This window comes from Anoxybacillus sp. UARK-01 (assembly GCF_002075365.1).
Lineage (GTDB): Bacteria > Bacillota > Bacilli > Bacillales > Anoxybacillaceae > Anoxybacteroides > Anoxybacteroides rupiense.
In genome coordinates, this window is record NZ_NASY01000003.1 from 1 (window position 1) to 25,180 (window position 25,180).

The following is a 25,180-nucleotide window of genomic DNA, read 5'->3' on the forward strand; positions in this document are numbered from 1 at the left end:
GTCCTAAGGTAGCGAAATTCCTTGTCGGGTAAGTTCCGACCCGCACGAAAGGTGTAACGACTTGGGCACTGTCTCAACGAGAGACCCGGTGAAATTATAGTACCTGTGAAGATGCAGGTTACCCGCGACAGGACGGAAAGACCCCGTGGAGCTTTACTGCAGCCTGATATTGAATTTTGGTACGTCATGTACAGGATAGGTGGGAGACAGAGAAGCCAGGACGCCAGTCTTGGCGGAGTCGCCCTTGGGATACCACCCTTGTCGTACTGAAGTTCTAACCCGCACCCCTGATCGGGGTGGGAGACCGTGTCAGGTGGGCAGTTTGACTGGGGCGGTCGCCTCCCAAAGAGTAACGGAGGCGCCCAAAGGTTCCCTCAGAATGGTTGGAAATCATTCGAAGAGTGTAAAGGCAGAAGGGAGCTTGACTGCGAGACCTACAAGTCGAGCAGGGACGAAAGTCGGGCTTAGTGATCCGGTGGTTCCGCATGGAAGGGCCATCGCTCAACGGATAAAAGCTACCCCGGGGATAACAGGCTTATCTCCCCCAAGAGTCCACATCGACGGGGAGGTTTGGCACCTCGATGTCGGCTCATCGCATCCTGGGGCTGTAGTCGGTCCCAAGGGTTGGGCTGTTCGCCCATTAAAGCGGTACGCGAGCTGGGTTCAGAACGTCGTGAGACAGTTCGGTCCCTATCCGTCGCGGGCGCAGGAAATTTGAGAGGAGCTGTCCTTAGTACGAGAGGACCGGGATGGACGCACCGCTGGTGTACCAGTTGTCCTGCCAAGGGCACCGCTGGGTAGCTATGTGCGGAAGGGATAAGCGCTGAAAGCATCTAAGCGTGAAGCCCCCCTCAAGATGAGATTTCCCATTGCATAAGCAAGTAAGATCCCTCGAAGATGACGAGGTAGATAGGTCCGAGGTGGAAGCGTGGCGACACGTGCAGCTGACGGATACTAATCGATCGAGGACTTAACCAATACGAAAAGGGGAGCAAGACATCAAGAAAAGCACCGCCTATCCTTTCTTTTCTGATCTGTTATCTAGTTTTGAAGGAACCATCCTTCGAATAGTCTAGTGACGATGGCGGAGAGGTCACACCCGTTCCCATCCCGAACACGGAAGTTAAGCTCTCCAGCGCCGATGGTAGTTGGGGCTAACGCCCCTGCAAGAGTAGGACGTTGCTAGGCTATCCTTTGTTTTTTATAAATGTTGTTTGAATGATTTTATTGCCGCGGGGTGGAGCAGTCTGGTAGCTCGTCGGGCTCATAACCCGAAGGTCGCAGGTTCAAATCCTGCCCCCGCAACCAAAACAAAATGGTCCCGTAGTGTAGTGGTTAACATGCCTGCCTGTCACGCAGGAGATCGCGGGTTCGAGTCCCGTCGGGACCGCCATTGCTAGCGAAACAATGGGTTTCGTATTTTTTTATGCCTTTTTCTGCTTTTTCACCCATTCCCCCTTTTTGATGAATAGAACCATTTTATTAACATCCTTAAGAATCCGAACTCTTAAGGATGTTTTATCTTTATTTGTCTCATGCAATATACTACACGGTATCATGAGCTTATCAGTAACCAGTAACATGTCTACCAGCCGCAAGAGTATCCCTGCAAATCCCATATAGACAGTGAAGAAGCTTTAGCTGAGGGCGTAAAAAAGATTTCTTACCATTACCAATATTTCTACTCTGATGACCAAAGCCCCTCTTGCTAACAAAATAAGTTTCTCTTTTTAGCGTCTATCATCTATCCAACACTGGAATCGGAAAGCGTTCAACAAACAAATTTCTGCTGATATCATAAGAAAGTAGCACCAGTTTACCGGAATGTGATACAATTTCAAGCGCAGGCAATAAAATTTAGTTAATGGTAGAACAAGCAGTTATAATCAAGTTTAAATCAGGTACGTTGGTTCACCAAAAGAAACTCTCTCAAGTTTTCTTTTTGATTAGTCTGCCAAATTGCTTAGCGATTAGACATGATTTCATATTCCTAACATAAATGTTGAACAACTTACTGAAAAATAAATCGACCTGTGGGGATATTGTTGAAGGAAATCCATATTTCTGTTGGGTACGTGAAAATGGCAAACAATGATTAAAGTTAGGTGACAGATGATGGCGATTTATGAATTAGTTATGCACTCAGCCGAGGAAACCATGGAATTTGCTGTTAGGCTGTCAGAACAATTGCAGCCAAAAGATGTGATTGCCTTAGAAGGAGATTTAGGAGCAGGAAAAACAACGTTTACGAAAGGGCTAGCTAAAGGGCTAGGCATTACGCGAGCCGTCAGCAGTCCGACTTTTACGATCGTCAAGGAATATAAAGGACGTCTCCCGCTTTATCATATGGATGTATACCGTTTGGAGGATACGTTTGAAGACTTGGGGTTCGACGAGTATTTTGAAGGTGATGGCGTTACCGTGATCGAATGGGCTCATTTGATTAAGCCCCAGCTTCCTGATGAATTATTGTATATCCATCTTTATCATCATGGAGATCAGGAAAGAAAAATGGTATTGGAACCCATTGGAAAACGATATGAACAGTTATGCAAGGAGATTATAGAGGGATGAAAGTATTAGCGATTGATACATCGAATGCTGCTTTGGGCGTTGCCTTAGTGGAAGGTTCGGTCGTTAAAGGGGAAATCCTCACAAATATCAAAAAGGATCATTCCACCCGCTTAATGCCCGCTGTCCAACTGTTATTGGAAAATTGCCAAGTTACACCTCAAGAACTCGATTTAATTGTTGTAGCGAAGGGACCAGGCTCTTATACAGGTGTACGCATTGGTGTTACAGTTGCCAAAACGTTAGCCTGGTCATTGAATATTCCGATTGTAGGGGTATCTAGCCTTGAAGTGCTCGCTGCCAATGGACATTATTTTAATGGGTTGATTTGCCCTTTATTTGACGCAAGAAGAGGGCAAATTTATACAGGGTTGTATCGTTATCATGGTAATCAGCTAGAATGTGTAGAAAGCGACCGAATTGTGCTATCAAGTGGATGGGCGCAATGGTTGCGGGAAAAACAGGAGCCAGTTTTATTTTTGGGCGGAGATGTTGCTCTCCATCAAGATATATTAACAGGGGTGCTCGGTTCATTAGCAGTGTTTGGCCCACCAGCGTTACAATTGCCGCGTCCAAGCGAATTGGCTTTTTTGGGGATGAATAGAACATCAGAGGATGTTCACTCATTTGTCCCTAATTATGTGCGCTTAGCTGAAGCGGAAGTTAATTGGCTTGCTAGGCAGAAGGAGCAAGAAAGCCATGGAAATTAATTTTCGGATGATGACGTTAAATGATATCGATGGTGTACTAGCGATCGAAAAGGCGTCATTTACGCTTCCGTGGAGCCGTGAAGCATTTTATAATGAGCTTGTTCACAATCAATATGCGAAGTATGTCGTCATGGAGCATAATGGGCATATGATTGGTTATTGTGGGATGTGGGTTGTTATTGACGAAGCGCATATTACCAATGTGGCTGTATTACCGGAGTATCGCGGTAAAAAGTTAGGCGAAGCGCTTATGAGAATGATGATGGAAATGGCTAGACAGCTGGGGGCGATAACGATGACGCTGGAGGTGCGTGTTTCCAATCATGTCGCACAGTCATTGTATCGAAAGCTCGGATTTTTAAATGGAGGCATTCGGAAGAAATATTATCCAGATAATCAAGAAGATGCTCTTGTAATGTGGGTGAAATTAAGATGAACAAAGATGTATATGTACTTGGAATTGAAACAAGCTGTGATGAAACAGCTGCAGCTATAGTGAAAAATGGAAAAGAAATCATGGCGAATGTGGTGGCTTCGCAAATTGAAAGCCATAAGCGATTTGGCGGTGTTGTTCCAGAGGTAGCCTCACGTCACCATGTGGAGCAAATTACCCTTGTGATCGAGAAAGCGATGCACGAAGCCAATCTATCTTTTGCAGAGTTAGATGCTATTGCAGTCACACAAGGGCCGGGGCTTGTCGGAGCTCTTTTAATTGGGGTAAATGCTGCCAAGGCGCTCGCTTTTGCGCATCAGCTGCCATTAGTCGCTGTGCATCATATCGCTGGGCATATTTATGCCAATCGTCTTGTGACGGAAATGAAGTTTCCGCTGCTGGCACTTGTTGTTTCTGGGGGGCATACAGAGCTTGTATATATGAAAGAGCATGGCTCATTTGAAGTGATTGGCGAAACAAGGGATGATGCAGCTGGAGAGGCGTATGACAAAGTAGCTCGAGCGTTGCGGTTGCCATATCCAGGGGGCCCGCACATCGATCGGTTGGCTCATGAGGGAAGAGCGACGCTCGATTTACCGAGAGCCTGGCTGGAGGACGGCTCATATGACTTTAGTTTTAGCGGGTTGAAATCGGCGGTCATTAATACGCTGCATAATGCCGAGCAACGAGGCGAAACAATAGAAATCCAAGATATGGCGGCAAGCTTTCAGGAAAGTGTCATCGATGTACTAGTCACCAAAACGATCAAAGCAGCTCAAGAATATCATGTGCGCCAAGTTTTGTTAGCTGGGGGAGTAGCGGCAAATCGAGGGCTCAGGACGGCGCTGGAACAGAAAATGGCCGAGCTGCAGGAGGTAGAGCTTGTCATTCCGCCGTTGTCTCTTTGTACGGATAATGCTGCGATGATTGCAGCAGCTGGAACGATATTGTTTGCACATGGAAAACGAAGCGAGCTATCGTTAAATGCTGATCCTGGTCTTGAATTGGAGTAAGACCAAAAATCCTCTGCGTAGTCAAGAGGATTTTTTTTTGAGAAAATGTTTAGTTGTTAATATAATTATCCACATATTGTGGGTAATGTGGAAAACTTATCATGAATTAGGAATACCAAGTTATCTTTAACCACAATTTTTTGTGAGTATTTTTAGACTTTTTTGTGGATATTGTGGAAAATACGGTGAATAACTTAATTTAAAAGAAAAATTCTGTGTAAAAAAATGTGGATAGTTTTATTGGAGAATCCCCTTCTATTGCTTTTATAGCAATAGAAGGGGATCAAAATATTATAGTAAAAGTGTGTTAATCGACTAATAAACGATGTTAACAGTCTTTTCGATAAAGGCGGCTTGAAGATGGTGCAAAATGGTATAGGATCGTTATTGCTTTATTCAATGTTTATGATGGAGTCCGGGTCCCTTTATGTTCGGCTAGGGATGTATGGAGTTCTTCCCATTCTTCGATTAAGGCTTCTAAGGTTTCTTTCATCATTTCAATTTCTTTAGTGAGTTCTTGTGCCTTTTGAAAATCTCCATAGATTTCGGGATCGCATAATTGCTGTTCGCTCTCGCTGATGCTGTCTTCTAATTGACTAATTTCATTTTCAATTTCTTCAATTCGTTTTTTTCGTTGTCGTTCTAGTCTCTTTGTTTCCTTGTCGAGTTCGTATTGCTGCTTTATGGAAGCTCCTCCTTTATTATGCTTCCGTTGCTTCTCCTCTTCCTGAAGCTGCTTCAGTTCAAGCATTTCTGCTTTTTTATGACGGTAATAATCATAATCTCCTAAATATTCAACGACTCCTTCTTGAGTGAGCTCGTACACTTTGGTAGCAATGCGGTTAATGAAATAACGGTCGTGCGATACAAAAAGAATGGTTCCGGGATAATCAATTAACGCGTTTTCGAGCACTTGTTTACTATCTAGATCCAAATGGTTAGTAGGCTCGTCTAAAATCAGGAAATTTGCTTTTTGCATCATGAGCTTGGCTAATGCCAATCGTGCTTTTTCCCCGCCGCTTAATGCAAATACCGGCTTTAGAACGTCATCGCCAGAAAATAGAAAATTGCCTAATACGGTACGAATTTCTTTTTCTGTTTTTTGCGGATACTCATCCCAAAGCTCATCAAGCACTCGTTTATTTGATGATAAGTCTGCTTGATTCTGGTCATAATAGCCGATTTGTACGTTGGAGCCATACCGTAAGTTACCGTTTTGTATCTGGATTTTGTTTACAATTGCCTTAAGCAGTGTCGATTTTCCGATCCCGTTTGGTCCGACAAGGGCAATGCTATCGCCTTTAGTAATGCGGAATTGTACACCGCGGATCACAGGTTCATTAGGTGTATAACCAACGGAAAGGTTTTCGGCAATTAATACTTCATTTCCGCTTGGGCGCTCAATCTCAAAGGAAAAATTGGCTGATTTTTCTTCAGATATGGGTTTATCGATTCGTTCCATTTTTTCAAGCTGTTTACGGCGACTTTGTGCTCGTTTAGTTGTAGAAGCGCGAGCGATATTTCGTTGGATGAAGTCCTGTAACTTTGCCATTTCCTCTTGTTGTTTTTCATACAGCTTCCATTCGCGCTCAAGGTCTTCTGCTTTTTGCTGTAAATATTTACTGTAGTTTCCGATATATTTTTTTATGCTTGTCCGCGATAATTCATACACCTGTGTCACTACTTTGTCAAGAAAATAACGATCGTGCGAAACGATTAAAATAGCTCCTGGATATGTTTGCAAGTATTGCTCAAGCCATGTTAATGTTTCGATATCTAAATGGTTTGTTGGTTCGTCCAAAATAAGAAGATCTGGTTTCATTAACAGCATTTTGCCCAGCGCCAAGCGGGTTCGTTGTCCACCGCTAAGCGATTGAACAAAAGTAGTGGTGTAATCATATTCAGAAAATCGCAGTCCATGCAAAACGGAACGAATGTCTGCTTCGTATTGGTATCCCCCTTGGTCTTTAAATTTTTCTTGCAGGATATCATATTCTTTTAGCAATTTATCGTAACGTTTTGGGTCTGCAAGAAGATCGGGATCTCCCATCTGCTGTTCCATTGTGCGCAGCTCTTGTTCCATTGCTTTTAATGGGGAAAACACGGTCATCATTTCCTCCCATATTGATAGGGTGGAATCGAGGCCGCTATCTTGGGCAAGATAACCGATCGTGACGTCTTTAGGTTTGATGATTTCCCCGCTGTCATATGACAGTTCGCCAGCCATGATTTTAAGTAGCGTTGATTTTCCCGCTCCGTTTCTTCCGACGAGAGCGATGCGGTCTTTTGACTGTATTTCTAATTTTATATTCGATAAAATAAGATCAGCGCCAAAATATTTAGAAAGTTGTCGTATTTGTAAAATGATCATTGTTTTTCACCTCTCGTTTTACTAGTGTATCGCAAGAGCTTTTACTTGGGCAATAAAACGAGTTAGAAAAGACAGACGGGAAAAAATAGTGTATAGTTTATAAGTGGAGGAGATATTATTGGCATCTTTTACGCATTTTAATGAACAAGGCCGCGCCAAAATGGTCGATATTACCGAAAAGGCGGATAGCGTGCGTGTGGCGGTGGCTCGGACAAGTATTACGGTGAGCCAGGAGATTTATGAAGGAATTGTCAGCCATTCTGTAAAAAAGGGAGATGTCCTTGCGGTTGCTCAAGTCGCTGGTATTATGGCGGCTAAAAAAACTGCTGATCTTATTCCCATGTGCCATCCTTTAATGTTAAAAGGAGTCGATATTCAATTCGAATGGAGGATGCATGAACAGAGCTGTGAGCTGATCATTACAGCGACTGTGAAAACGAAAGGGAGCACAGGGGTAGAGATGGAAGCGCTCACGGCTGCTTCGGTCTGTGCGCTTACGGTTTATGATATGTGCAAAGCGTTGGATAAAGGAATGGTGATTGGGCCAACATATCTCGTAGAAAAAGCCGGAGGGAAATCCGGACACTACCAGCGTAAAGCAAAGTAAGACGGTTTAAGTGAATGCGGGGGATTTATCATGAGCAATGAACAGCCGAAAATTCCACAGGCAACTGCTAAGCGATTACCACTATACTATCGTTTTTTAAAAAATTTATATGCTTCAGGAAAACAGCGAGTATCTTCAGCTGAATTAAGCGAAGCCGTTAAAGTCGATTCAGCAACCATTCGGCGTGATTTTTCTTATTTTGGGGCTCTTGGAAAAAAGGGTTATGGGTATAATGTTAGTTATTTATTATCGTTTTTTCGCAAGACGCTTGATCAAGATGAAATCACGGAAGTGGCGTTAGTCGGAGTCGGAAATCTAGGAACAGCATTTTTAAATTATAATTTTATGAAAAATAATAATACAAAGATCGTGATGGCTTTTGACGTCGATCAAGCAAAAGTAGGGACAGAAGTGGGTGGAGTGCCTGTTTATCACTTAAATCAACTGGAAGAACTCATCCATGAACAAATTTCTGTGGCGATTTTAACCGTTCCAGCGCATGCTGCGCAGTCTATTACGGATCGTCTTGTGCAGAAGGGAATCAAAGGCATTTTGAATTTCACTCCTGCACGCCTAAATGTGCCGGAAAACATCCGGGTGCATCATATTGATTTGGCCATTGAGCTACAGTCGCTTGTATATTTTTTAAAGAATTACCCATCTGAATCAAATGGAGTGAACTCATTGTGAAATATTTACTTATTTTGCTTGTTATTGTCTTATTGTTTGGGACGAAAAAACTTCCAGAGCTGGGGAAATCGCTCGGCCAGTCGCTAAAAGAATTTAAGAGTGCGACGAAGGGATTAACGGATGAAGAAGAAAACAACAAAAAAGCGTAACGATGAACGGTAGGATGGTTCCATATGAGCGATAAAGAAATGTCTGTATATGAACATCTTGGGGAATTAAGAAAACGATTGATTATTGTGCTGATTTTTTTTGCTATTGCTTTGACTGCCAGCTTCTTTCTTGTCGAGCCTGTGATTCGGTATTTGCAACAGGCTGATGAAGCAAGAGAGTTAACGATGAATGCCTTTCGATTGACCGATCCGATTAAAATTTATATGCAATTTGCATTTGTCATCGCTTTGATTATGACCGCACCGGTTTTGCTTTATCAAATTTGGGCCTTCGTCAGCCCTGGACTATACGAAAAAGAGAGAAAAGTGACACTTAGCTATATTCCATTGTCATTATTTTTATTTTTAAGCGGCATTAGCTTTGCCTATTTTGTTTTGTTTCCATTTGTCGTCCGTTTTATGCAAGACTTGGCGACAGATCTAGGCATCAATCAAGTAATTGGCATTAACGAATATTTTACGTTTTTGCTTCAGCTTGTATTGCCGTTTGGTGCGTTATTTCAATTGCCGGTGATCGTTATGTTTTTAACGCGTCTTGGGTTGATTACCCCTTTTTTACTGTCAAAAGGGAGAAGGTATGCGTATTTGCTTTTATTAATTGTAGCAGCGATCATAACCCCTCCAGATGTAATATCACAATTAATTGTAATGATTCCGTTGTCTTTTTTATATGAAGTGAGCATATGGATCTCAAGAATCGCCTATCGAAAAGTGCTTTTAGCGGAACAAGCAAGGGCTGACTTAAAATGAACGTCAGCCCTTTTTATTTTTGTTGATTTCGAATTCTAATATATAGGGTGATCAGTCGCAAAAATACACCGAAGTCTAAAGTGGCCAAGACCATTAAGGCAACGGTAGAGAAATTCCATATGCTCTCATGGGCGCTTTGAGTGGCTAAATAAGTGAATAAAGCCCCCATTAGAAAGTAGAACAACGCGGTGCTTAAAGGTGAAATTCTCATAATGAAAAGCCCCCAAATATAAATTGCATCTTGTCGGTTTCTTTTATGATTTGTTCGATATGATCAGCAAAGACGGTTTGCATCACGACAACGAACGTATTCATTGTCACATGAGCAAAGATCGGAACGAAAATACGCTTTGTTTTGGCATAAAGAAAAGCAAATGTAAATCCCATGGTTGAATACAGGAGAAGGTGTTCAAGCTCCATATGGACGACTGCGAACAATAAGGAACTAATCGTAGCCGCAATCAAGAAATTATACTTATTATACAGGGTGCCAAAGATAATTTTACGAAAAATCACTTCTTCTAGAATGGGCCCAATAACAGATGTGACGATCACAAGGGCCGGAGTGAGGCGAATAATTTCAATAATGGTTTTCGTATTTTCCGATCCTGCCTGAATGCCGAATAGACGATATTCAATATTGGCCGCAATGCCTTGGGCAAATAGCGCCAAAAAGAAGCCCCCAATCGCCCACACCCACGCGACAGATAATGGAGCACGATCGCGTTCATGGCGCTGCTTGATATCGTTGCGAAGGAAAAAGAGAACAAGAAAAAAGGTAATCGAAAAGCTGATGACGGCCCAATAGCCTGAGGCTGCTTCTACTGCATTATGAGAATGTGCTCCGACTCCAAGAAATACTAAGAGCGGGACGCCAGCTATACTAGATAGCTGCATGATGACATATGCTATAATGACATACCAATATTGCCGTTTCAATGGAAAATTCCCCTTTGCTAAAAAGTAATCGCTGCTTTTCGTATTGTAGCACATATTGGAGAAAAATAATGATTAAAATGTTTGAAATGGTAAGACAACAGGGGAGCGCGCTTTAGATGATTGAAGGATATAAAGCCAAGAATGTGGTAATCTTATGTTGGCGGAAAAGTTTTCAGTCTGTAAACGGAGCTGTATGATGAAGCTTTTCGTTATGAGATTTCGCCATGCTATTCGATTCATCAACGCTCGGTTAACGTTTTTAATTTTTCGTTTTGGTGGTCGAACTACGCTGCTTCACCAAACCATCAAGGGCTTTAGCAACAATGTTGTTCGACCGGCTGACCGTTGAAATGCTTGCATGTGGACATCATTCGATTTATTTCATATTTCAAGTTGTTTGGATTAGACGATCCCCCTTTCCTAAGTAAAGGGATAGGAAAAAAATTGAGCATAATCCACCAAAAAACCTCCCACCTCTACACAAAGTGTAGGTGAGGGAGGTTGATCTCCCATGAAAAATTCCCAGCAGAATGAACGAGCAGAGAAAAAGGAGAATGAAATGGTCTACCTGAAGGATCTCAGATTCCTTCGGGCGACAAATTGGATGTTTATATTTGCAGGAATGTGACATAATTGAAAAGGGTGCACAAAGTTGCAGATTTTTTTTGTATTTTTTACTTGCAAAAAAAAGGGAAGTTCATTAATATTATAAGTGTGTTAGCACTCGTTGATGATGAGTGCTAATAAAATGAGAATAAAAATTTTTGTTGAGGAGGTTGTTTTCCGTGTTAAAGCCATTAGGTGATCGCGTTGTGATTGAGCTTGTCCAAACAGAAGAAAGAACAGCAAGCGGTATTGTGTTACCAGACACTGCAAAAGAAAAACCGCAAGAAGGAAAAGTAGTGGCTGTTGGTACAGGACGTGTGCTTGACAGCGGTGAGCGTGTAGCTCCGGAGGTAGCTGTGGGCGATCGCATTATCTTCTCAAAATATGCAGGAACAGAAGTAAAATACGAAGGCAAGGAATATTTAATTTTGCGTGAAAGCGATATTTTGGCTGTCGTTGGTTAATCATTTCGTACGGCTTTCATAACATAGATATTTCAACAAATACTTAATGAAAATTTAGATTGCTGGAGGAGGTAATGGTTCATGGCAAAAGAAATTAAATTCAGTGAAGAAGCTCGTCGCGCGATGCTACGCGGTGTTGATAAATTAGCAGATGCAGTAAAAGTAACATTAGGTCCTAAAGGGCGCAACGTTGTATTAGAGAAAAAATTCGGTTCTCCATTAATTACAAATGATGGTGTCACGATTGCAAAAGAAATCGAATTAGAAGATCCATTTGAAAACATGGGTGCGAAGCTTGTTGCTGAAGTAGCAAGCAAAACAAACGACGTTGCTGGTGACGGTACAACGACTGCAACTGTATTAGCTCAAGCGATGATCCGTGAAGGCTTAAAGAACGTAACAGCTGGCGCAAACCCAATGGGTATCCGCAAAGGTATCGAAAAAGCGGTGGCTGTCGCCGTTGAAGAGTTGAAAGCAATCTCTAAACCAATCGAAGGCAAAGACTCTATTGCTCAAGTTGCTGCGATTTCTGCGGCTGATGAAGAAGTAGGCCAATTAATCGCAGAAGCAATGGAGCGCGTAGGTAACGACGGTGTTATTACATTAGAAGAATCCAAAGGCTTTACAACAGAATTAGATGTTGTTGAAGGAATGCAATTTGACCGCGGTTACGCTTCTCCATACATGATTACTGATACGGAAAAAATGGAAGCAGTATTAGACAATCCATACATCTTAATTACTGATAAGAAAGTTTCAAACATTCAAGAAATCTTGCCTGTATTAGAGCAAGTCGTGCAACAAGGCAGATCATTGCTTATCATTGCTGAAGATGTTGAAGGTGAAGCGCTTGCGACACTAGTTGTGAACAAGCTTCGCGGAACATTTACAGCTGTTGCTGTTAAAGCTCCTGGCTTTGGTGACCGCCGCAAAGCGATGCTGGAAGATATCGCGATTTTAACTGGCGGTGAAGTGATCACTGAAGAATTAGGCCGTGACTTAAAGTCTGCAACTATTGCATCTCTTGGCCGCGCTGCAAAAGTGGTTGTAACAAAAGAGCATACAACCATCGTAGAAGGTGCGGGCGAATCTGATCAGATTAAAGCACGCATCAATCAAATTCGTGCTCAATTAGAAGAAACTACTTCTGAATTTGACCGTGAAAAATTACAAGAGCGCTTAGCGAAATTAGCTGGCGGCGTAGCAGTCATCAAAGTTGGTGCTGCTACAGAAACAGAATTAAAAGAACGCAAATTGCGCATTGAGGACGCTCTTAACTCTACACGCGCGGCTGTTGAAGAAGGTATCGTAGCCGGCGGTGGTACAGCGCTATTAAACGTATATAATAAAGTAGCTGAAATCAAAGCAGAAGGCGATGAAGCAACTGGTGTGAAAATCGTTCTTCGCGCGATTGAAGAACCAGTACGTCAAATTGCGCAAAATGCTGGTTTAGAAGGTTCTGTTATCGTTGAACGCTTGAAAAAAGAACAACCTGGTATCGGCTTCAATGCAGCAACTGGCGAATGGGTGAACATGATCGAAGTAGGTATTGTTGACCCTACAAAAGTAACTCGTTCTGCGCTTCAAAACGCAGCATCTGTTGCCGCTATGTTCTTAACAACGGAAGCCGTTGTCGCTGACAAGCCAGAAGAAAACAAAGGCGCTGGCGCTGGAATGCCTGACATGGGCGGAATGGGCGGCATGATGTAATATTACGCAAAAAAACTTTATATATCAATATTTAAGGGCTGTTAACGCAGCCCTTATTTCAATAAAAATCACATTTTCATCACATTTTTTGCTATTTTGTATTTTTTAGAATGTCACCAAATACATTTTTAATCTTTTGGTTGGCATCCTTTTTCATTTTTTCTGTTACATGAGTATAGATTTTTAGTGTAGTTTCTTGATCTTCATGACCTACCCTTTTCATGATGGTTGGCAAGTCCACTTCTGCCTCTGCACACATACTGATGTGAGTGTGCCTCAAAATGTGCGGAGTGGCTCTTTTTTTTATAGAAGTCTTTTTAAGTATTCGTTGCATCCTAATGTTCACGTTTTTTTGAATGAATGGGTAACCATTATGTCGACAAAATACAAAATCTCCATCGTGATAATCTGGATTCGGAATTGTACCACCTTTTCCATCTGGTAACATTCGGTTGGCCATTACTATTTCATTCTGCTTAGCTTTATATGCTTTTAACATTTCCATAATCTCTGCATCCATACCAATCGTACGAATAGAACCTTTTGTTTTCGGAGGCGTTAACTCGTATTTTTTCATGTTGTTATCAGGGTTATATAATGTTTTGGTGATTCGTATTTCGTTTCTCTTAAAATCAATGTCCGACCATTTTAAAACTAACATCTCACCGACACGCATCCCGGAAAAGGCAAGTAAATAAAACCATTCTTTATCTAAGGGTAGACCATATTTAATAGCAGCCGATAAAAATTCTTCTAGTTCATTTCTTTCGAAATACATTTCTTCAATCGCATTGCCTTCAATCTCTTCCACAGTTAATGTTTTTTTAGGAATTACCACACCTTCACAAGGGTTATCCTTTATCATTTTATGTTTAATAGCATACTTAAAAATCATATTTGCCGTTGTATTAACGCCTTCTATAGTTGTCGTAGCATAAGGTTTGTATATTATCTCGCCGTTTTCTCCTTTTTTTGTATAGCCTTTCTCGTGCATATCATTTAACATTTTTTGATGCAATCTTGGTGTGACTTTATCGATATTTACTTTAGCGTAATGTTGTAAAATGATTTTTATTTCTTTTTCTCGTACTCTTACGGAGCCTTTCTTAACTCCACTCTTCGCATATACATTAAGCCATTCCCAAGCCATCTTTTCGAACGGCAAGTTCTTTATTTCCCTTTCATCTATTCCATCATCTATTAACTTTTCTAGCGCTGCTTCTGCTCTTGCTAACGCTTCCTTCTTTGTATCGGCTGTCCTCGATATTTGTCTACGCTTACCCGTTACAGGATGTGGTGGAGCTTCAAGTACACATCTCCATTTATAACCTTTTTTGTTTTTGGCTTTAACCTCCTGGAAATAAGCCATTGTTGCTCCTCCTTTCATACTGTTATATTAAAGGGTTTTTTGTGTATTTTTCGGTATGGTTTTATCTCAATTCTTTCTTGCGTCGGTATAAGTCGTTATAAACTGCTTAAGTGACGTTAATTGAAGTTCATCCGAATCTCTTAATACCATTATAGAAACGTATGTTCTGTTTTACAAGAAAAAGAAATAAACATATTCGAGTATACATGTTTTTATAAATGAATTAGGAGGATTTATTTGTGTAAACGGTTATTTTTAAAGTAAAGTTTTTATGATAAAATTAAAATTTGAAATAAAGTGGTACGGAGCGATGTATATGCTTACTGATTTTGATATTAGAGCAAAATTGATAAAAAAAATCGAGAAAGAAAATCAGAATAAGCATTACAGAATTATCGAAGAACTCTCTATTTGTGACGGACAGGCTAGGGCAGATATTGTTGTTGCTAATGGTTTTTTACATGGTTACGAAATTAAAAGTGATCATGACTCTTTAGAGCGCCTTGCTCGACAAATAGAATGGTACGATAAAACATTCGACAAGGTAACTATTGTGGTAGGTAAGAAATTTGAATCAACCATTATTGAGTGGGTACCGGAGCACTGGGGCATAGAGGTTGCCTATTTGAACAAGTTTAAAGAGGTTTCTTTAAAAAAAATTAGGGCTTGCAGGAAAAATGAAAATGTTTTAGGCGACAAACTACTGGATTTATTGTGGACTAATGAAATTAAAACCCTTTTGAAACAGAACAACGTGAAAAATTTTTCCCGCAAGCCGAAACCTGAGTTAAAGCAGATGGTCTTGGAATCAATCCAATTCAATGATATTCGAAATTTTACACGAGAAACATTGAAGACTAGGACTGGTTGGAGAGATGATTTAGGATAAACACGATATGGTGGTTTGTTCCTAACGCTCTCCAAGTTGTGGCATTGCCAGGTTTAGCAACTGCTCCAATTGCCTTTTCATATATTTCTTGATCTGCCCATGAGTAATTTTGACCAAGAAAGCAACTCGAATTAACGAGTGTATGACACGCTTCCTGAACTTTTGCGAAACTAAAACCGCCACGTTTATTTGAATCACCTCTATAGATAATAAAATCATCGTTATAGGTATACCTAATGTTGAATGTTACTTGCATACCTGGCACATATTCGAAGTAAGTCCAATGATTCACTCCATAATCAGAGTAAACGATTTTTATCCCTTTTTCCTCAAAACTCTTCTTTACTTTTTCGAAAAATTTACTCTCACTTCTAGGAATGGACACCAAGGTATGTTTCTCATAATTCGAAAGGGTTTGCGGAAACGAGTTACTCGCAACAATTACTGTTCGGAATTCAGGAATCTTATTAATTCTGTTCAATGTCTCCTTCATAAGGGTTGACTTTATATTAATTTGAACGGGTTCAACAAACTGTGCATCTATGATTAGATCGGTTTCGTTTATATTTAACTTATGTGTTAAATCTGAAAATAAATTTTGAAAATTATCATCTAAAATCTCTTCTAGATAAATTCTAATGGCAACCCCGTTTTGCGCCTTTCCGATGATAGCATCTACCTTTTCAAGACTATCTGTTAGCTTGATAACCGGAACAAGGTGTCCTTGGCATTTTGCTAATAATCCCAAATATTCTTCATCTGATAATTCGTTATAGTATTCCGGAGAAATGTCAAAGAAGTATGGGTATTCCCATATCTGTGAAATACCTAAAGATTTTTCTTTTTGTATGACATCAGGTGTAATTTCAAATAAAGGCACTACCTTTTCTTTCAGTTCAGTTGGCAACTGATACAGCGCATCTTTTTCCCCTTGTTTAAATTTCATAATTGGTACATACAACATAATACTATTTCCCCCTTGAATAAAGTTTTTTATAAAAAAAGACACCTCAACTGTTTAGTTAGTCTTCGGTGTCTTCTCTACAAGCTTTATAAGCAATAATATAGTTTACCTCTCACACGCATAATTATCTTTGTCCCTGTCCAACTTCGGCTGATAAGCTGGATGATCCGCAGGGACGCCGTTTGGATATACTTTTCTTAGTTCTGTACAATTTGCAAAATATTCGGTTCCGCCACTAGATGCGGCAGGTGCGCTACTATTACTTGAACTGTTACTATTGCTATTACTATTGCTTCTTGTACTGCTACTTGAATTAGCCTCACTATTAGAGCTATTAGAACTGCTACTTTTCGGTGTAGAAGAGGCTGTAGTATTGGTGGATGGTTTTGGATCAAGATCTCCCTTGGTTGTACCGTACTCACCAAGAGCCCATAATCCTTTGTCTTGTTCACGCGCCTCTCTAGCGAATTTCACGAAATAATCACTGTACTCTACATCCGGCGGATAAGTAGAAGGTTCGGCGTATCCGTTGAGAACTAGATCAGCATTAAACATTTTAGAACGTATTTCTTTTTCATTCTGTACATCTGTCGGAACTTGCAGCCAAACGATTCGTAATAGTCGACCATATTGATCGGTTTCTGAAACGTCTTTTTGAAGCCAAATTTGTTTTCCTTCTAGCTTGGAATGAGTATAGTTGCTGGCTTCTTTTCCGTATTCTTCAGTACGTGTAGTTGATTCAGGGGTGTTTACGCCAATGAGTCGGACTTTTCTTCCGTCAGTAAGTTCGAAAGTGTCGCCATCAACGACTCTGGATACAGTAGCAGCCTCTAGATTCAATTTCTTAGCAAGTTCTTCTTGTTGCTTTTTCTCATCGTCGAGTTTCTGTTGCTGTTCTTGATCGCTAGTTGTGGCCACAGCCTGGGTGTCTTTTTGGCTGTCTTTTTTACTCACCACTTTTTCGGACTTCACTTCTGTTTTGGTTGATTTATCTTCTGTTGGCGGAGCAAACGATAACAATATAATGGACAGTACAAATAGGGAACCAGTTAAACCTAAGTATTTTTTCCACAATACATTTTTTCGAATAAGCATGATTATTGATGTAATTAACAAATACCAGAACATAACAGAAGATAGAGAAGCTAAGGTGTTAAGTGGTTCCTTGAATGTAGCCCAAAATAGTGAGAGGAAGAGTCCATTCACTATAGCAAAAACAGGCCAATAAAGCTTAATGTTGTATTTTTTTCTAGTAAAGGCGAAATAGAATCCAGTGACAACAGCAATAAGACCGAATACTCCTAAAATGTTTGTAACAGTCCATTTCAAAATTTGATAAATGACACCAATCACAATAAGTAGTAACAATAATAAGACAAGCGTACCTGAGCTTTTCTTCCTTGCCAATGTATTCACCCTCTTTCAAGTACTATATATCCAGTAAAATATGACTAATAAAATAGTAAAAAAATTTAAGTACCTTGATTTAATCCCCTCCCACATAAAGTTTATATAAAACCCTAGATAGGGTTTATAAACTTGGCTGTACCCCAATCTTTACAAAAACCTTTCCATTTCATATGGAATCCCACTTTCTCTCAAAACATCGTATTTGGTTTCATAATCTTCTAAATTTTTGTCATAAAGAAGGAGACGCACAGCAAATTCATTTGCTTCACGTTCGATTTTGTCTTTTGAGAATAAAGTATTCCTATGCAAAAAAGGAGTATTCTCGTCTTTGTGGAGAATAGCGTGTCCAAGTTCGTGTGCGCAGACAAACTTTTTTAAATAGTCATTGATATCTGAATTAATAGTAATAACTTGATGGCGAGCATTTTTCATATAGAATCCCAGTGTTTGACCAAGAGGAAAATACCTGATAATGATATTTCTGTTTTCCGCAATTTCAAAAGGATTATTTGTTTTATGTTTTTTTATCTCTCTATCAATCGTACGAATAATCCAATTCAAGCAACTCACTCCTAATCCTCACGGTATTTCTTTGGAGTGAATTTTTTCTTTGCGAGCTGCTTGGTGAGGCGTAAATTGCTTTCTATAGCTGCTCTAACCAATTCTTTTGTTTCCTCATCCATCGGCTCACCATCAAAGGCAAGAGCAGTGTCTGTATCCATACTTTCCAGTATTTTTTCTAACTGCTTAGCGATATCTTTTTCGTCTTTTTCAGTTAACCTAGGAAGATCATCTTTATGATGATTTGATGGGTTATCAGATCTTCCCAATAGATAATCGGTGGAAACACCGTATAGATCAGCTATATTTTCCAATGTTTTGGTATCTGGATCGCGATAATTTCTTTCATAACCAGATAAAGTTCCATTTGATATACCTAAAAGTTTCGCTGCTTCTATTTGAGTTAACTTTTTCTTTTTTCTTGCTTCTTTTAATCTTTTTCCTAAATCAGACATGTTTTCCACCTCAAAATAAATATAACACCTTTGAGCGTATTGTTAAATTTTTTAAGCGAAAAGCTTAAAAAGTAATTGACATAGGCGTAACGCTTAATATATACTTGAAACAAATGAGCGTAACGCTTAAATTTTAAGGGGGTGATTTCTTGGAACCAATTTATATTAGAGTTGAAAAAGTTCGAGTTTCCAGAGGTGTTACTAAAACTCATTTAGCAAGATCTTGTAATAAAACTGTCGCATGGTATTCAGATGTTTCAAAAGGAAAAATCAGATTGACTGTGGACGATCTTGAAAAAATAGCGCAAGCTTTGGATGTTGATGTAAGAATTTTTTTTAACAAAAAATTAAGCGTTACGCATAATTTTGTCTAACCGTAGAATATTATAGTTTCCTCTCCACATCCGCATAACGTAAGGAGGTGATCTAAATGAGCGATAAACAACGTTTCGGTGAAATTCAAGTCACATCCCCCATCATTAAATTCGAAATTAGCATCGATCAGATACGCCAAGTGATCCATGAGGAAGTGACCAAAGCGGTTGATGAAGTAATGAAATATCGTCAATCACAATTACCGCCAATGCTAACAAGAAAACAGTTGATGGAGCTTTTTAACATTAGCCAAACTAAATGTTCCGAACTTTTGAACAGAGCAGACTTTCCGGTTTTCAGGGAAGCTGGTGTTTTGATTCCAACCCATCTCTTGTTCAAATGGATCGAAAAGAATACTCGGTGGGTTACTGAAAACACCGATTTTAACAAGGAGGCGATAGGATGAATCAATTACCGCCAATTGTTCAAGATGGACAACTTGTTTTAATGACTTATCAACTTGCCGAAGCATACGGCACTGACACTCAAATTTTAGTTAACAATTTCAATCGCAACAGAGATCGTTATAAAGAAGGAAAACATTTTATCCTTCTAACTGGTGAGCATCTAAGAGATTTTAAGGCAAAAAATCAATATGATTTACCGTCTAATTTAAATCGCCTGTACCTCTGGACCGAAAAAGGCGCTTGGTTACACGCGAAATCACTCAATACCGATCAAGCATGGGACGCTTACGAAGTGTTAGTGGATGAATATTATCGGATGAAAGAAAATATTGTTCCATTATCAAAAGACCAAGCATTAGTGACTGTCCTTCGCACTACGGCCGATTTGGTGGAAGAAACGCAGTCTATTAAACAAGAACAACATGAAATTAGAAAGTTAGTTTCGCAGATTGACAACAAAGTAGAAGAACAAATTACTCTGGATCACGGTGAACAGCGTCGCATCCAAAAATGCGTTGCTTCAAGAGTTTATGAACTTTGTAATGATCCGGAAAGTAGACCAAAGCTATTTAGAGAACTTTATCGTGAAATTAAAGACCGTTTTGCTGTAGCAAGCTATAGAGACTTAAAGCGTCGTGATATGCTACAAGCCATTAACTATATCGAAAATTGGGTTCCTAAAAAAGTTTCATAGTAATAGTAGCATGTGCTGACAATGTTGATGGTAGAAAGGAGAAAAGGGAACATGAAACGTGGTAGAGCGGCCGATGCGGCAAAAGAAGCACGAAAGGAAGCCAACATGACCCAGCAGCAATTGTCCTTTGAAATCTATGAATCGCGTGAATCGGTATCGCATCAGGAGAACGGGCGGTATCGAGTGCAGCCTAACATATCCAAGTATTTCGCTGAGCAGCACAACAATCCGTGGGTCGCTATGGAGGCGGCGGCCGAGTACACCGGATGGGGGCCGGTGAAGCTGGATGGCGAGGCTGTGGATCTCCATCGGGCCAGCGTCGCCATGAAAACAAAAGAGGAACTAGCAGAGGCGCTGCAGGCGATTGAAAACGTCTGCGTCGCCAATCATCCAAGATCTATCAAAGAGTTTGATAGAAAGCAGCTTGAAGAAGCGATTTTACAAGCGATTGATGCGATTGTGGCGCTCACGCAATATGTGGCTGTGATATGTGTGGATTATAGTTTTTCATGGTTCAAGATGTGGCAAAAACATCGTTCTAAGCTCAAATCTAAAGGATTTATCAAATGCTAAGGAGGGAGATAAACAATGAGTATTTGCTTTACGGCAAGTCGTTTAATGAAAGCTTCTGAGGTTCGCGAATTTTGTGCGAAATTACGGAATAATCCAGCGTTGTTGCTTGCCACTGAACTTGCGGCAAAAGAAAAAATTTATCAAAGAAAAATAGCTCAGTCTGTCTGAAAAGAAAGGGAGGCGAACAAATCATGTTGCAAGAAGTGGATTTGCTCCAGAAAGCTTCGCAGTGCATCGAGTATATACAGGAAGCCTTGCAAAACCGCGACTATGAAACGATGAAAATCGAAGTTTCAGAACTGAATTTTTTAGCAAAGCAACTGCAAGAAATCGAAATGAAAAAAGCTCGCCGTGCACAATTGACGGCTATTGTCCAAGACATGCGTCGTCGCGGTATCAAAATCGATTTTGTGTCCCAAATGATTAAAAAAGAAAAAAGCTCACTCTGACAAGTGAGCTAAAAAGATAGAATGTCTAAAAATTTCAATCAAGAAAAGTATAACACAATTTTTGTCCGGGAGGAACTTAATATGAATCTTGATCGTTTTGCTATCGGTTTACGCGACGCACAATCTCTACCGGAAGTTGCCAAATGTACGCATTGTTACCGTGAATTATATCAAGAACATGAAGCTATTCGTTATGAGGGGGACTTGTTCTGTGACACTCATTGTTTAGCAGAGCACTTATTAGAAACAGTCGAATACGAAGAGGTGATTCTATGATTGTTCTTGCTGAAACGGCGAATATGAGCCGTCTAGATTGGTTGCGGTTACGTCAGAAAGGCATCGGCGGCTCGGATGCGGCCGCCATTTCAGGCCTTAACAAATATAAAAGTCCGATTCAAGTGTATTACGAAAAAGTGGAAGGTGTGAAGGAATCCGTGCCGAGCGAAGCAGCTTATTGGGGGACAATCCTAGAGGATATCGTCGCACAGGAATTCAGCCAGCGAACAGGCTTGAAAGTTCGACGCCGGAATGCGATCCTGTGCCATCCCGAATACCCATTTATGATTGCCAACGTGGATCGGCTCGTTGTCGGCGAAGATGCTGGGCTGGAGTGCAAAACGGCGAGCGAATATCTCAAGGATGAATGGGTGGAAGGTGAAAAGATTCCGGATCAATATTTCATCCAATGCCAGCACTACATGGCTGTTACCGGTCGCTCTAAATGGTACATCGCGGTCTTAATCGGTGGCAACAAGTTTCGTTGGGATGTCATCGAACGCGACGAAGAAATCATCAATTACTTGATTGAAATTGAGGCGGAATTTTGGCAACGCGTCATCGAAAAGCGTCCACCGGAAGTGGACGGAAGCGAAGCAAGTACAAACCTATTGAACCTCTTGTATCCGGTGAAGTCTGTCGTGGATGACGAAGCAGAGCTGCCTGGGGAAGTGGATGCGCTCATCGCCGAATTAGAGGCAGTAAACGCGGAGATCAAGGAAAAGAGCGAGAAAAAGGCGGAGATTGAGAACAAAATCAAAGCTCTGTTGGGCGAACGTGAGCGTGGCCGTACGAGTGAGTACGTCGTGAAATGGTCGGTCGTGAACTCGAACCGGTTCGATTCTAAACGATTTGCCAAAGAACACCCGGATTTGTATCAGCAATACACCCAACCGTCGACGCATCGACGTTTCAGCATCTCTAAAAATAAATCGAGAAAGGCGGTATCACAATGACTCAAGCGGAGAAACTGAAAAATCAATTGGCAGTGAAAGCGAATGGAAACGGCCAGATGGCCAAGAAGCAGGACGGCGGCAAGGTCACCGTCGCCGATCTCCTTCAACAAATGAAACCGGAATTAGAACGTGCATTGCCGAAACATCTTAATGGCGATCGTCTTATTCGAATTGCTCTCACAGAAATGCGTCGAAATCCTGAACTGCTATCGTGCGAAATCAAGAGCCTGCTCGGTGCGATCATGCAGGCGGCTCAATTAGGTCTTGAGCCGGGCTTGCTCGGGCATTGCTACCTCATCCCATTCAAGAATCGGAAAAACGGAACGAAAGAAGTCCAATTCGTGATCGGCTATAAAGGGCTAATCGACTTAGTCCGCCGATCCGGCGAGGTTGAAACGATTAAAGCCGAAGCAGTCTATGAAAACGATGAATTTGAATTTGAATACGGACTTGATGAACGTTTGCGCCACAAGCCGTTGCTGTTCGGCGATCGCGGAAAATTGATCGGGTTCTACGCGTACGCCAAGTTCAAAGATGGTGGACATGCGTTTCACGTTATGTCGGTCGAAGAAATCAATCGCCTTCGTGACAAATACTCTAGGGCGAAAGAGTCCGGGCCGTGGCGTGAGGAGTACGAAGCAATGGCCAAGAAAACGGTTATTCGCCAACTCATTAAATATTTGCCGATCTCGATCGAAATTCAGCGCAATGTTTCGCTTGATGAAACAGTTCGTCGCGATTTCAACGAAGAACCGGAACACGTCGAGGATTATGTTGATATGGAAGCGGAATACCTGGAAGGGGAAGTAATCGAAACGGAAGTGGAAGGAACCGTTCAGGAATAGGGAGCTTCCCCTTTTCCTGACGGAGTTTGAGAAAGCAAGGGGGAATACTGGTGTCTACAAATCTTCTTTTAGACGACGAGCCGTTGGTGATTTTGCCATCGCTGGCGAAAACAGTAGGGTTAAACGAAAGCATTATTTTGCAACAATTGCATTATTGGTTAGAGCGTAGCACCCACACTTACGAAGGGTACAAGTGGGTTTACAACACCTATGAGGAATGGCAAGAGCAATTTCCTTTCTGGTCGGAGAGCACAATCCGCCGTATTATCACAAAATTAGAGAAGCAAGGGCTAATTATTACCGGGAATTTTAATCGGTCTAAAATTGATAAAACAAAGTGGTATCGAATCAACTACGAAAAACTGCAGCAACTTCAAGAGGAACAATCGACTACTCAAGTTGATACTTCGACTGTTCAAAATGAGCAGTCGACTGACGAAAATGACAGTCCATCTACTCAAAATGAACAGTCCATCTGTTCAAATTGCACAGACGAGCTGCTCAATTTGAACAGACCAATACCAGAGAATACTACAGAGATTACTACAGATATGGAAAAAGAAGTAGAAGAAGACGTGCGCGTGCGCCAATCTATGAATCCATTTGCCTTTTTTGAACAAAACGGCTTCGGCGCTATCGGTAGTTACATAAGCGAAAGAATATCAACTTGGATCGATGACACATCCGAGGCGCTAGTTTTAGAAGCGATGAAAATTGCGGTGGAGAACGGCGCTAAAACGTGGGGTTACGTTGAAACGATTTTGCGCGATTGGTCCGAAAAGGGATACAAAACTGTCGAGCAAGTGCGCGCGGCACAATTGGCGTTCAAAGAGCAGCAAGCGAAAAAACGCAATGGCTCTAACGGATCGAGAAAGCGGACTCGCACGGAAATGATCCCGGATTGGCTCAATCCCGACTACTCACAACATGAAGACGAAAAGCAACCTAGTGAAGAAGAGTTGGAACGCAAGCGGCGTGAGCTAGAAGAACGGCTAAAAAAATATAAAAACAATCCTGACGGGTGATGTTGATGGGCTACCCATTATGGATCCGTTTGGAGTATCGAAACGATGTTGGGCGAATCGTCGGATTTACCGGAAGCATTCAATCCGAAGCGGCTTTGATTGAGATATTGGAGCGATATGAGATTACGAGAGAGCGGCTTGTGTCGGTGGAGATTAATGGAAAATCATATTCGCCAGCAAAGCTTGATTCGTTTTTCCAGAAAGCACAGATAGAGGGGGAGGAAGTGTAGTGCTGTTGCTAAAACATGTACTTATGCAGCGACTGCGGAGAAGAGGCATTTTTGCGACAAGCGATGGCCGATTGCTCTCCAAGTTGACCCTTGAGGAAATTCAGCAGGAATACGAGCGATTGGAAAGGGAGGAGCGTCGTGGATTGGTCAAAGGCAACGTTCAAACAGCTGTACGTCATCATTCACTATGAACAATGCCCTGCTTGCTATAAGCGGCGGGCGCGCGACGAAATAAAACGCCGATTAGGAGGGAAAACATATGAAACAAAAATCATTAAACGGTTCGGTGACCATCAGCTATTTGACACCCGAGGAGTTGGAAGCCTATCGGAATCGGCCACGGCCAAAGCAGTACGATCATGACAATCGCCGGCTCATTGACTGGCGCTGGTCGCAGAATCGCAAGAAACGAGGGATAGGAAGATGATGGCCCAACAGATGACGATCTTTGATTTTATTACTGAAGATCAAGATCAATACGTGCCTTTTTATACCTTTGCTCGAATCTCAAAAAACGACCATTGGTGCACAGACTGCGGATCGTGTATGTTGCCGTACTGGAATAAAGAAACAAACTGCTATGATTCCAAATGTGCATGCTGCCAGAAGGTTGTTCTAGGATTTTATCCAGCGCAAATGTGCCAGAATTGCGGTTGTACTTCGGAAGT

Annotated in this window: 32 protein-coding genes, 2 tRNA genes and 2 rRNA genes; 28 read left to right on the plus strand and 8 right to left on the minus strand. The window is 41.3% G+C overall.

The window, feature by feature from the left end; genetic code table 11:
- From B6A27_RS00090 to tsaD, 8 genes are all read left to right on the plus strand, one after another.
- A 23S ribosomal RNA gene (locus B6A27_RS00090) occupies nucleotides 1-978 on the plus strand; the annotation flags it as partial.
- 93 nt (nucleotides 979-1,071) lie between these two features.
- A 5S ribosomal RNA gene (gene rrf / locus B6A27_RS00095) occupies nucleotides 1,072-1,188 on the plus strand.
- A 43-nt stretch (nucleotides 1,189-1,231) separates the two neighbouring features.
- A tRNA-Met gene (locus tag B6A27_RS00100) sits at nucleotides 1,232-1,308 on the plus strand.
- 9 nt (nucleotides 1,309-1,317) lie between these two features.
- Nucleotides 1,318-1,393, plus strand: a tRNA-Asp gene (locus B6A27_RS00105).
- Nucleotides 1,394-2,115: 722 nt separating this feature from the next.
- The gene (tsaE, locus tag B6A27_RS00110) at nucleotides 2,116-2,574 is read left to right on the plus strand and encodes a tRNA (adenosine(37)-N6)-threonylcarbamoyltransferase complex ATPase subunit type 1 TsaE (RefSeq protein WP_066151125.1); all 459 of its coding nucleotides are present in this window, start codon (nucleotides 2,116-2,118) and stop codon (nucleotides 2,572-2,574) included.
- On the plus strand, nucleotides 2,571-3,281 hold the full coding sequence (tsaB, locus tag B6A27_RS00115) for a tRNA (adenosine(37)-N6)-threonylcarbamoyltransferase complex dimerization subunit type 1 TsaB (RefSeq protein ID WP_066151128.1): 711 nt from the start codon (nucleotides 2,571-2,573) through the stop codon (nucleotides 3,279-3,281). Before tsaE ends, tsaB begins: the two co-directional genes overlap by 4 nt.
- Nucleotides 3,271-3,717: a ribosomal protein S18-alanine N-acetyltransferase gene (gene rimI / locus B6A27_RS00120; RefSeq protein ID WP_066151131.1), complete on the plus strand. Its 447-nt coding sequence runs from the start codon at nucleotides 3,271-3,273 to the stop codon at nucleotides 3,715-3,717. The genes tsaB and rimI overlap by 11 nt, the downstream gene beginning before the upstream one ends.
- The gene (gene tsaD, locus B6A27_RS00125; protein ID WP_044743244.1) at nucleotides 3,714-4,727 is read left to right on the plus strand and encodes a tRNA (adenosine(37)-N6)-threonylcarbamoyltransferase complex transferase subunit TsaD; all 1,014 of its coding nucleotides are present in this window, start codon (nucleotides 3,714-3,716) and stop codon (nucleotides 4,725-4,727) included. The genes rimI and tsaD overlap by 4 nt, the downstream gene beginning before the upstream one ends.
- Nucleotides 4,728-5,130: 403 nt before the next feature.
- Here tsaD and B6A27_RS00130 read toward each other — a convergent pair whose 3' ends face one another.
- Entirely contained in the window at nucleotides 5,131-7,098 is a 1,968-nt protein-coding gene (locus B6A27_RS00130; protein ID WP_080859417.1) for an ABC-F family ATP-binding cassette domain-containing protein, read from the minus strand.
- Between the two features lie 118 nt (nucleotides 7,099-7,216).
- Between B6A27_RS00130 and moaC the strand changes: the two genes are divergently transcribed.
- The 4 genes from moaC to tatC are packed head-to-tail and all read left to right on the plus strand — an operon-like array spanning nucleotide 7,217 to nucleotide 9,315.
- Nucleotides 7,217-7,705, plus strand: a complete 489-nt coding sequence (moaC, locus tag B6A27_RS00135; RefSeq protein WP_044743242.1) for a cyclic pyranopterin monophosphate synthase MoaC — start codon at nucleotides 7,217-7,219, stop codon at nucleotides 7,703-7,705.
- Between the two features lie 30 nt (nucleotides 7,706-7,735).
- Entirely contained in the window at nucleotides 7,736-8,395 is a 660-nt protein-coding gene (locus tag B6A27_RS00140) for a redox-sensing transcriptional repressor Rex (RefSeq protein WP_044743241.1), read from the plus strand.
- Nucleotides 8,392-8,544, plus strand: coding sequence for a twin-arginine translocase TatA/TatE family subunit (gene tatA / locus B6A27_RS00145; protein ID WP_080859420.1), 153 nt, complete (start codon nucleotides 8,392-8,394; stop codon nucleotides 8,542-8,544). Before B6A27_RS00140 ends, tatA begins: the two co-directional genes overlap by 4 nt.
- A gap of 24 nt (nucleotides 8,545-8,568) precedes the next feature.
- A complete protein-coding gene (gene tatC, locus B6A27_RS00150; RefSeq protein WP_066151137.1) occupies nucleotides 8,569-9,315 on the plus strand; it encodes a twin-arginine translocase subunit TatC in 747 nt (248 codons plus the stop codon).
- Nucleotides 9,316-9,328: 13 nt separating this feature from the next.
- On the opposite strand, the gene B6A27_RS00155 is transcribed toward tatC, so the two are convergent.
- Nucleotides 9,329-9,526, minus strand: coding sequence for a YdiK family protein (locus tag B6A27_RS00155; protein WP_183187243.1), 198 nt, complete (start codon nucleotides 9,524-9,526; stop codon nucleotides 9,329-9,331).
- Nucleotides 9,523-10,254, minus strand: a complete 732-nt coding sequence (locus B6A27_RS00160; RefSeq protein ID WP_066151143.1) for a CPBP family intramembrane glutamic endopeptidase — start codon at nucleotides 10,252-10,254, stop codon at nucleotides 9,523-9,525. Before B6A27_RS00160 ends, B6A27_RS00155 begins: the two co-directional genes overlap by 4 nt.
- Nucleotides 10,255-11,039: 785 nt before the next feature.
- On the opposite strand from B6A27_RS00160, the gene groES reads away from it, so the two are divergent.
- Nucleotides 11,040-11,324, plus strand: a complete 285-nt coding sequence (gene groES, locus B6A27_RS00165) for a co-chaperone GroES (protein WP_044743236.1) — start codon at nucleotides 11,040-11,042, stop codon at nucleotides 11,322-11,324.
- 81 nt (nucleotides 11,325-11,405) lie between these two features.
- Nucleotides 11,406-13,034 carry a chaperonin GroEL gene (groL, locus tag B6A27_RS00170; protein ID WP_066151147.1) on the plus strand — a complete coding sequence of 543 codons (1,629 nt, stop codon included), beginning with the start codon at nucleotides 11,406-11,408 and terminating at the stop codon, nucleotides 13,032-13,034.
- Between the two features lie 91 nt (nucleotides 13,035-13,125).
- On the opposite strand, the gene B6A27_RS00175 is transcribed toward groL, so the two are convergent.
- The gene (locus B6A27_RS00175; protein WP_080859422.1) at nucleotides 13,126-14,403 is read right to left on the minus strand and encodes a tyrosine-type recombinase/integrase; all 1,278 of its coding nucleotides are present in this window, start codon (nucleotides 14,401-14,403) and stop codon (nucleotides 13,126-13,128) included.
- Nucleotides 14,404-14,719: 316 nt separating this feature from the next.
- Between B6A27_RS00175 and B6A27_RS00180 the strand changes: the two genes are divergently transcribed.
- Nucleotides 14,720-15,292: a sce7726 family protein gene (locus B6A27_RS00180; protein WP_161491005.1), complete on the plus strand. Its 573-nt coding sequence runs from the start codon at nucleotides 14,720-14,722 to the stop codon at nucleotides 15,290-15,292.
- Here B6A27_RS00180 and B6A27_RS00185 read toward each other — a convergent pair.
- The 4 genes from B6A27_RS00185 to B6A27_RS00200 all read right to left on the minus strand — a co-directional run bounded on the left by B6A27_RS00185 (nucleotide 15,261) and on the right by B6A27_RS00200 (nucleotide 18,682).
- The gene (locus B6A27_RS00185; protein ID WP_080859426.1) at nucleotides 15,261-16,256 is read right to left on the minus strand and encodes a beta family protein; all 996 of its coding nucleotides are present in this window, start codon (nucleotides 16,254-16,256) and stop codon (nucleotides 15,261-15,263) included. The genes B6A27_RS00180 and B6A27_RS00185 overlap by 32 nt on opposite strands.
- Before the next feature lie 105 nt (nucleotides 16,257-16,361).
- A complete protein-coding gene (locus B6A27_RS00190; RefSeq protein WP_236631744.1) occupies nucleotides 16,362-17,663 on the minus strand; it encodes a thermonuclease family protein in 1,302 nt (433 codons plus the stop codon).
- Between the two features lie 150 nt (nucleotides 17,664-17,813).
- Nucleotides 17,814-18,227, minus strand: a complete 414-nt coding sequence (locus tag B6A27_RS00195; RefSeq protein WP_080859428.1) for an ImmA/IrrE family metallo-endopeptidase — start codon at nucleotides 18,225-18,227, stop codon at nucleotides 17,814-17,816.
- Between the two features lie 11 nt (nucleotides 18,228-18,238).
- On the minus strand, nucleotides 18,239-18,682 hold the full coding sequence (locus B6A27_RS00200; RefSeq protein WP_080859431.1) for a helix-turn-helix domain-containing protein: 444 nt from the start codon (nucleotides 18,680-18,682) through the stop codon (nucleotides 18,239-18,241).
- 149 nt (nucleotides 18,683-18,831) lie between these two features.
- Between B6A27_RS00200 and B6A27_RS00205 the strand changes: the two genes are divergently transcribed.
- The 13 genes from B6A27_RS00205 to B6A27_RS00260 all read left to right on the plus strand — a co-directional run bounded on the left by B6A27_RS00205 (nucleotide 18,832) and on the right by B6A27_RS00260 (nucleotide 24,875).
- A complete protein-coding gene (locus B6A27_RS00205; RefSeq protein WP_080859433.1) occupies nucleotides 18,832-19,056 on the plus strand; it encodes a helix-turn-helix domain-containing protein in 225 nt (74 codons plus the stop codon).
- A 56-nt stretch (nucleotides 19,057-19,112) separates the two neighbouring features.
- A complete protein-coding gene (locus B6A27_RS00210; protein ID WP_369824115.1) occupies nucleotides 19,113-19,463 on the plus strand; it encodes a DNA-binding protein in 351 nt (116 codons plus the stop codon).
- Nucleotides 19,460-20,158, plus strand: coding sequence for an ORF6N domain-containing protein (locus B6A27_RS00215; protein WP_080859435.1), 699 nt, complete (start codon nucleotides 19,460-19,462; stop codon nucleotides 20,156-20,158). Before B6A27_RS00210 ends, B6A27_RS00215 begins: the two co-directional genes overlap by 4 nt.
- A 51-nt stretch (nucleotides 20,159-20,209) precedes the next feature.
- Nucleotides 20,210-20,731, plus strand: coding sequence for a helix-turn-helix domain-containing protein (locus tag B6A27_RS00220; RefSeq protein ID WP_080859437.1), 522 nt, complete (start codon nucleotides 20,210-20,212; stop codon nucleotides 20,729-20,731).
- Between the two features lie 15 nt (nucleotides 20,732-20,746).
- Nucleotides 20,747-20,899: a hypothetical protein gene (locus tag B6A27_RS18770; protein WP_172798654.1), complete on the plus strand. Its 153-nt coding sequence runs from the start codon at nucleotides 20,747-20,749 to the stop codon at nucleotides 20,897-20,899.
- Between the two features lie 23 nt (nucleotides 20,900-20,922).
- Nucleotides 20,923-21,180 (plus strand): hypothetical protein, encoded by a 258-nt coding sequence (locus tag B6A27_RS00225; RefSeq protein ID WP_080859439.1) that lies wholly within the window; start codon nucleotides 20,923-20,925, stop codon nucleotides 21,178-21,180.
- Between the two features lie 81 nt (nucleotides 21,181-21,261).
- On the plus strand, nucleotides 21,262-21,456 hold the full coding sequence (locus B6A27_RS00230; protein WP_044743220.1) for a hypothetical protein: 195 nt from the start codon (nucleotides 21,262-21,264) through the stop codon (nucleotides 21,454-21,456).
- Nucleotides 21,453-22,412 (plus strand): YqaJ viral recombinase family nuclease, encoded by a 960-nt coding sequence (locus B6A27_RS00235; RefSeq protein WP_080859441.1) that lies wholly within the window; start codon nucleotides 21,453-21,455, stop codon nucleotides 22,410-22,412. Before B6A27_RS00230 ends, B6A27_RS00235 begins: the two co-directional genes overlap by 4 nt.
- Nucleotides 22,409-23,257, plus strand: coding sequence for a recombination protein RecT (recT, locus tag B6A27_RS00240; protein WP_080859443.1), 849 nt, complete (start codon nucleotides 22,409-22,411; stop codon nucleotides 23,255-23,257). The genes B6A27_RS00235 and recT overlap by 4 nt, the downstream gene beginning before the upstream one ends.
- A 50-nt stretch (nucleotides 23,258-23,307) precedes the next feature.
- Nucleotides 23,308-24,282: a DnaD domain-containing protein gene (locus B6A27_RS00245; RefSeq protein WP_080859445.1), complete on the plus strand. Its 975-nt coding sequence runs from the start codon at nucleotides 23,308-23,310 to the stop codon at nucleotides 24,280-24,282.
- Between the two features lie 5 nt (nucleotides 24,283-24,287).
- Nucleotides 24,288-24,512, plus strand: a complete 225-nt coding sequence (locus B6A27_RS00250; RefSeq protein ID WP_080859447.1) for a hypothetical protein — start codon at nucleotides 24,288-24,290, stop codon at nucleotides 24,510-24,512.
- On the plus strand, nucleotides 24,512-24,703 hold the full coding sequence (gene fbpA, locus B6A27_RS00255) for a Fur-regulated basic protein FbpA (protein ID WP_236631745.1): 192 nt from the start codon (nucleotides 24,512-24,514) through the stop codon (nucleotides 24,701-24,703). The genes B6A27_RS00250 and fbpA overlap by 1 nt, the downstream gene beginning before the upstream one ends.
- On the plus strand, nucleotides 24,651-24,875 hold the full coding sequence (locus tag B6A27_RS00260; protein WP_080859449.1) for a hypothetical protein: 225 nt from the start codon (nucleotides 24,651-24,653) through the stop codon (nucleotides 24,873-24,875). Before fbpA ends, B6A27_RS00260 begins: the two co-directional genes overlap by 53 nt.
- The last annotated feature ends 305 nt before the right edge of the window (nucleotides 24,876-25,180 follow it).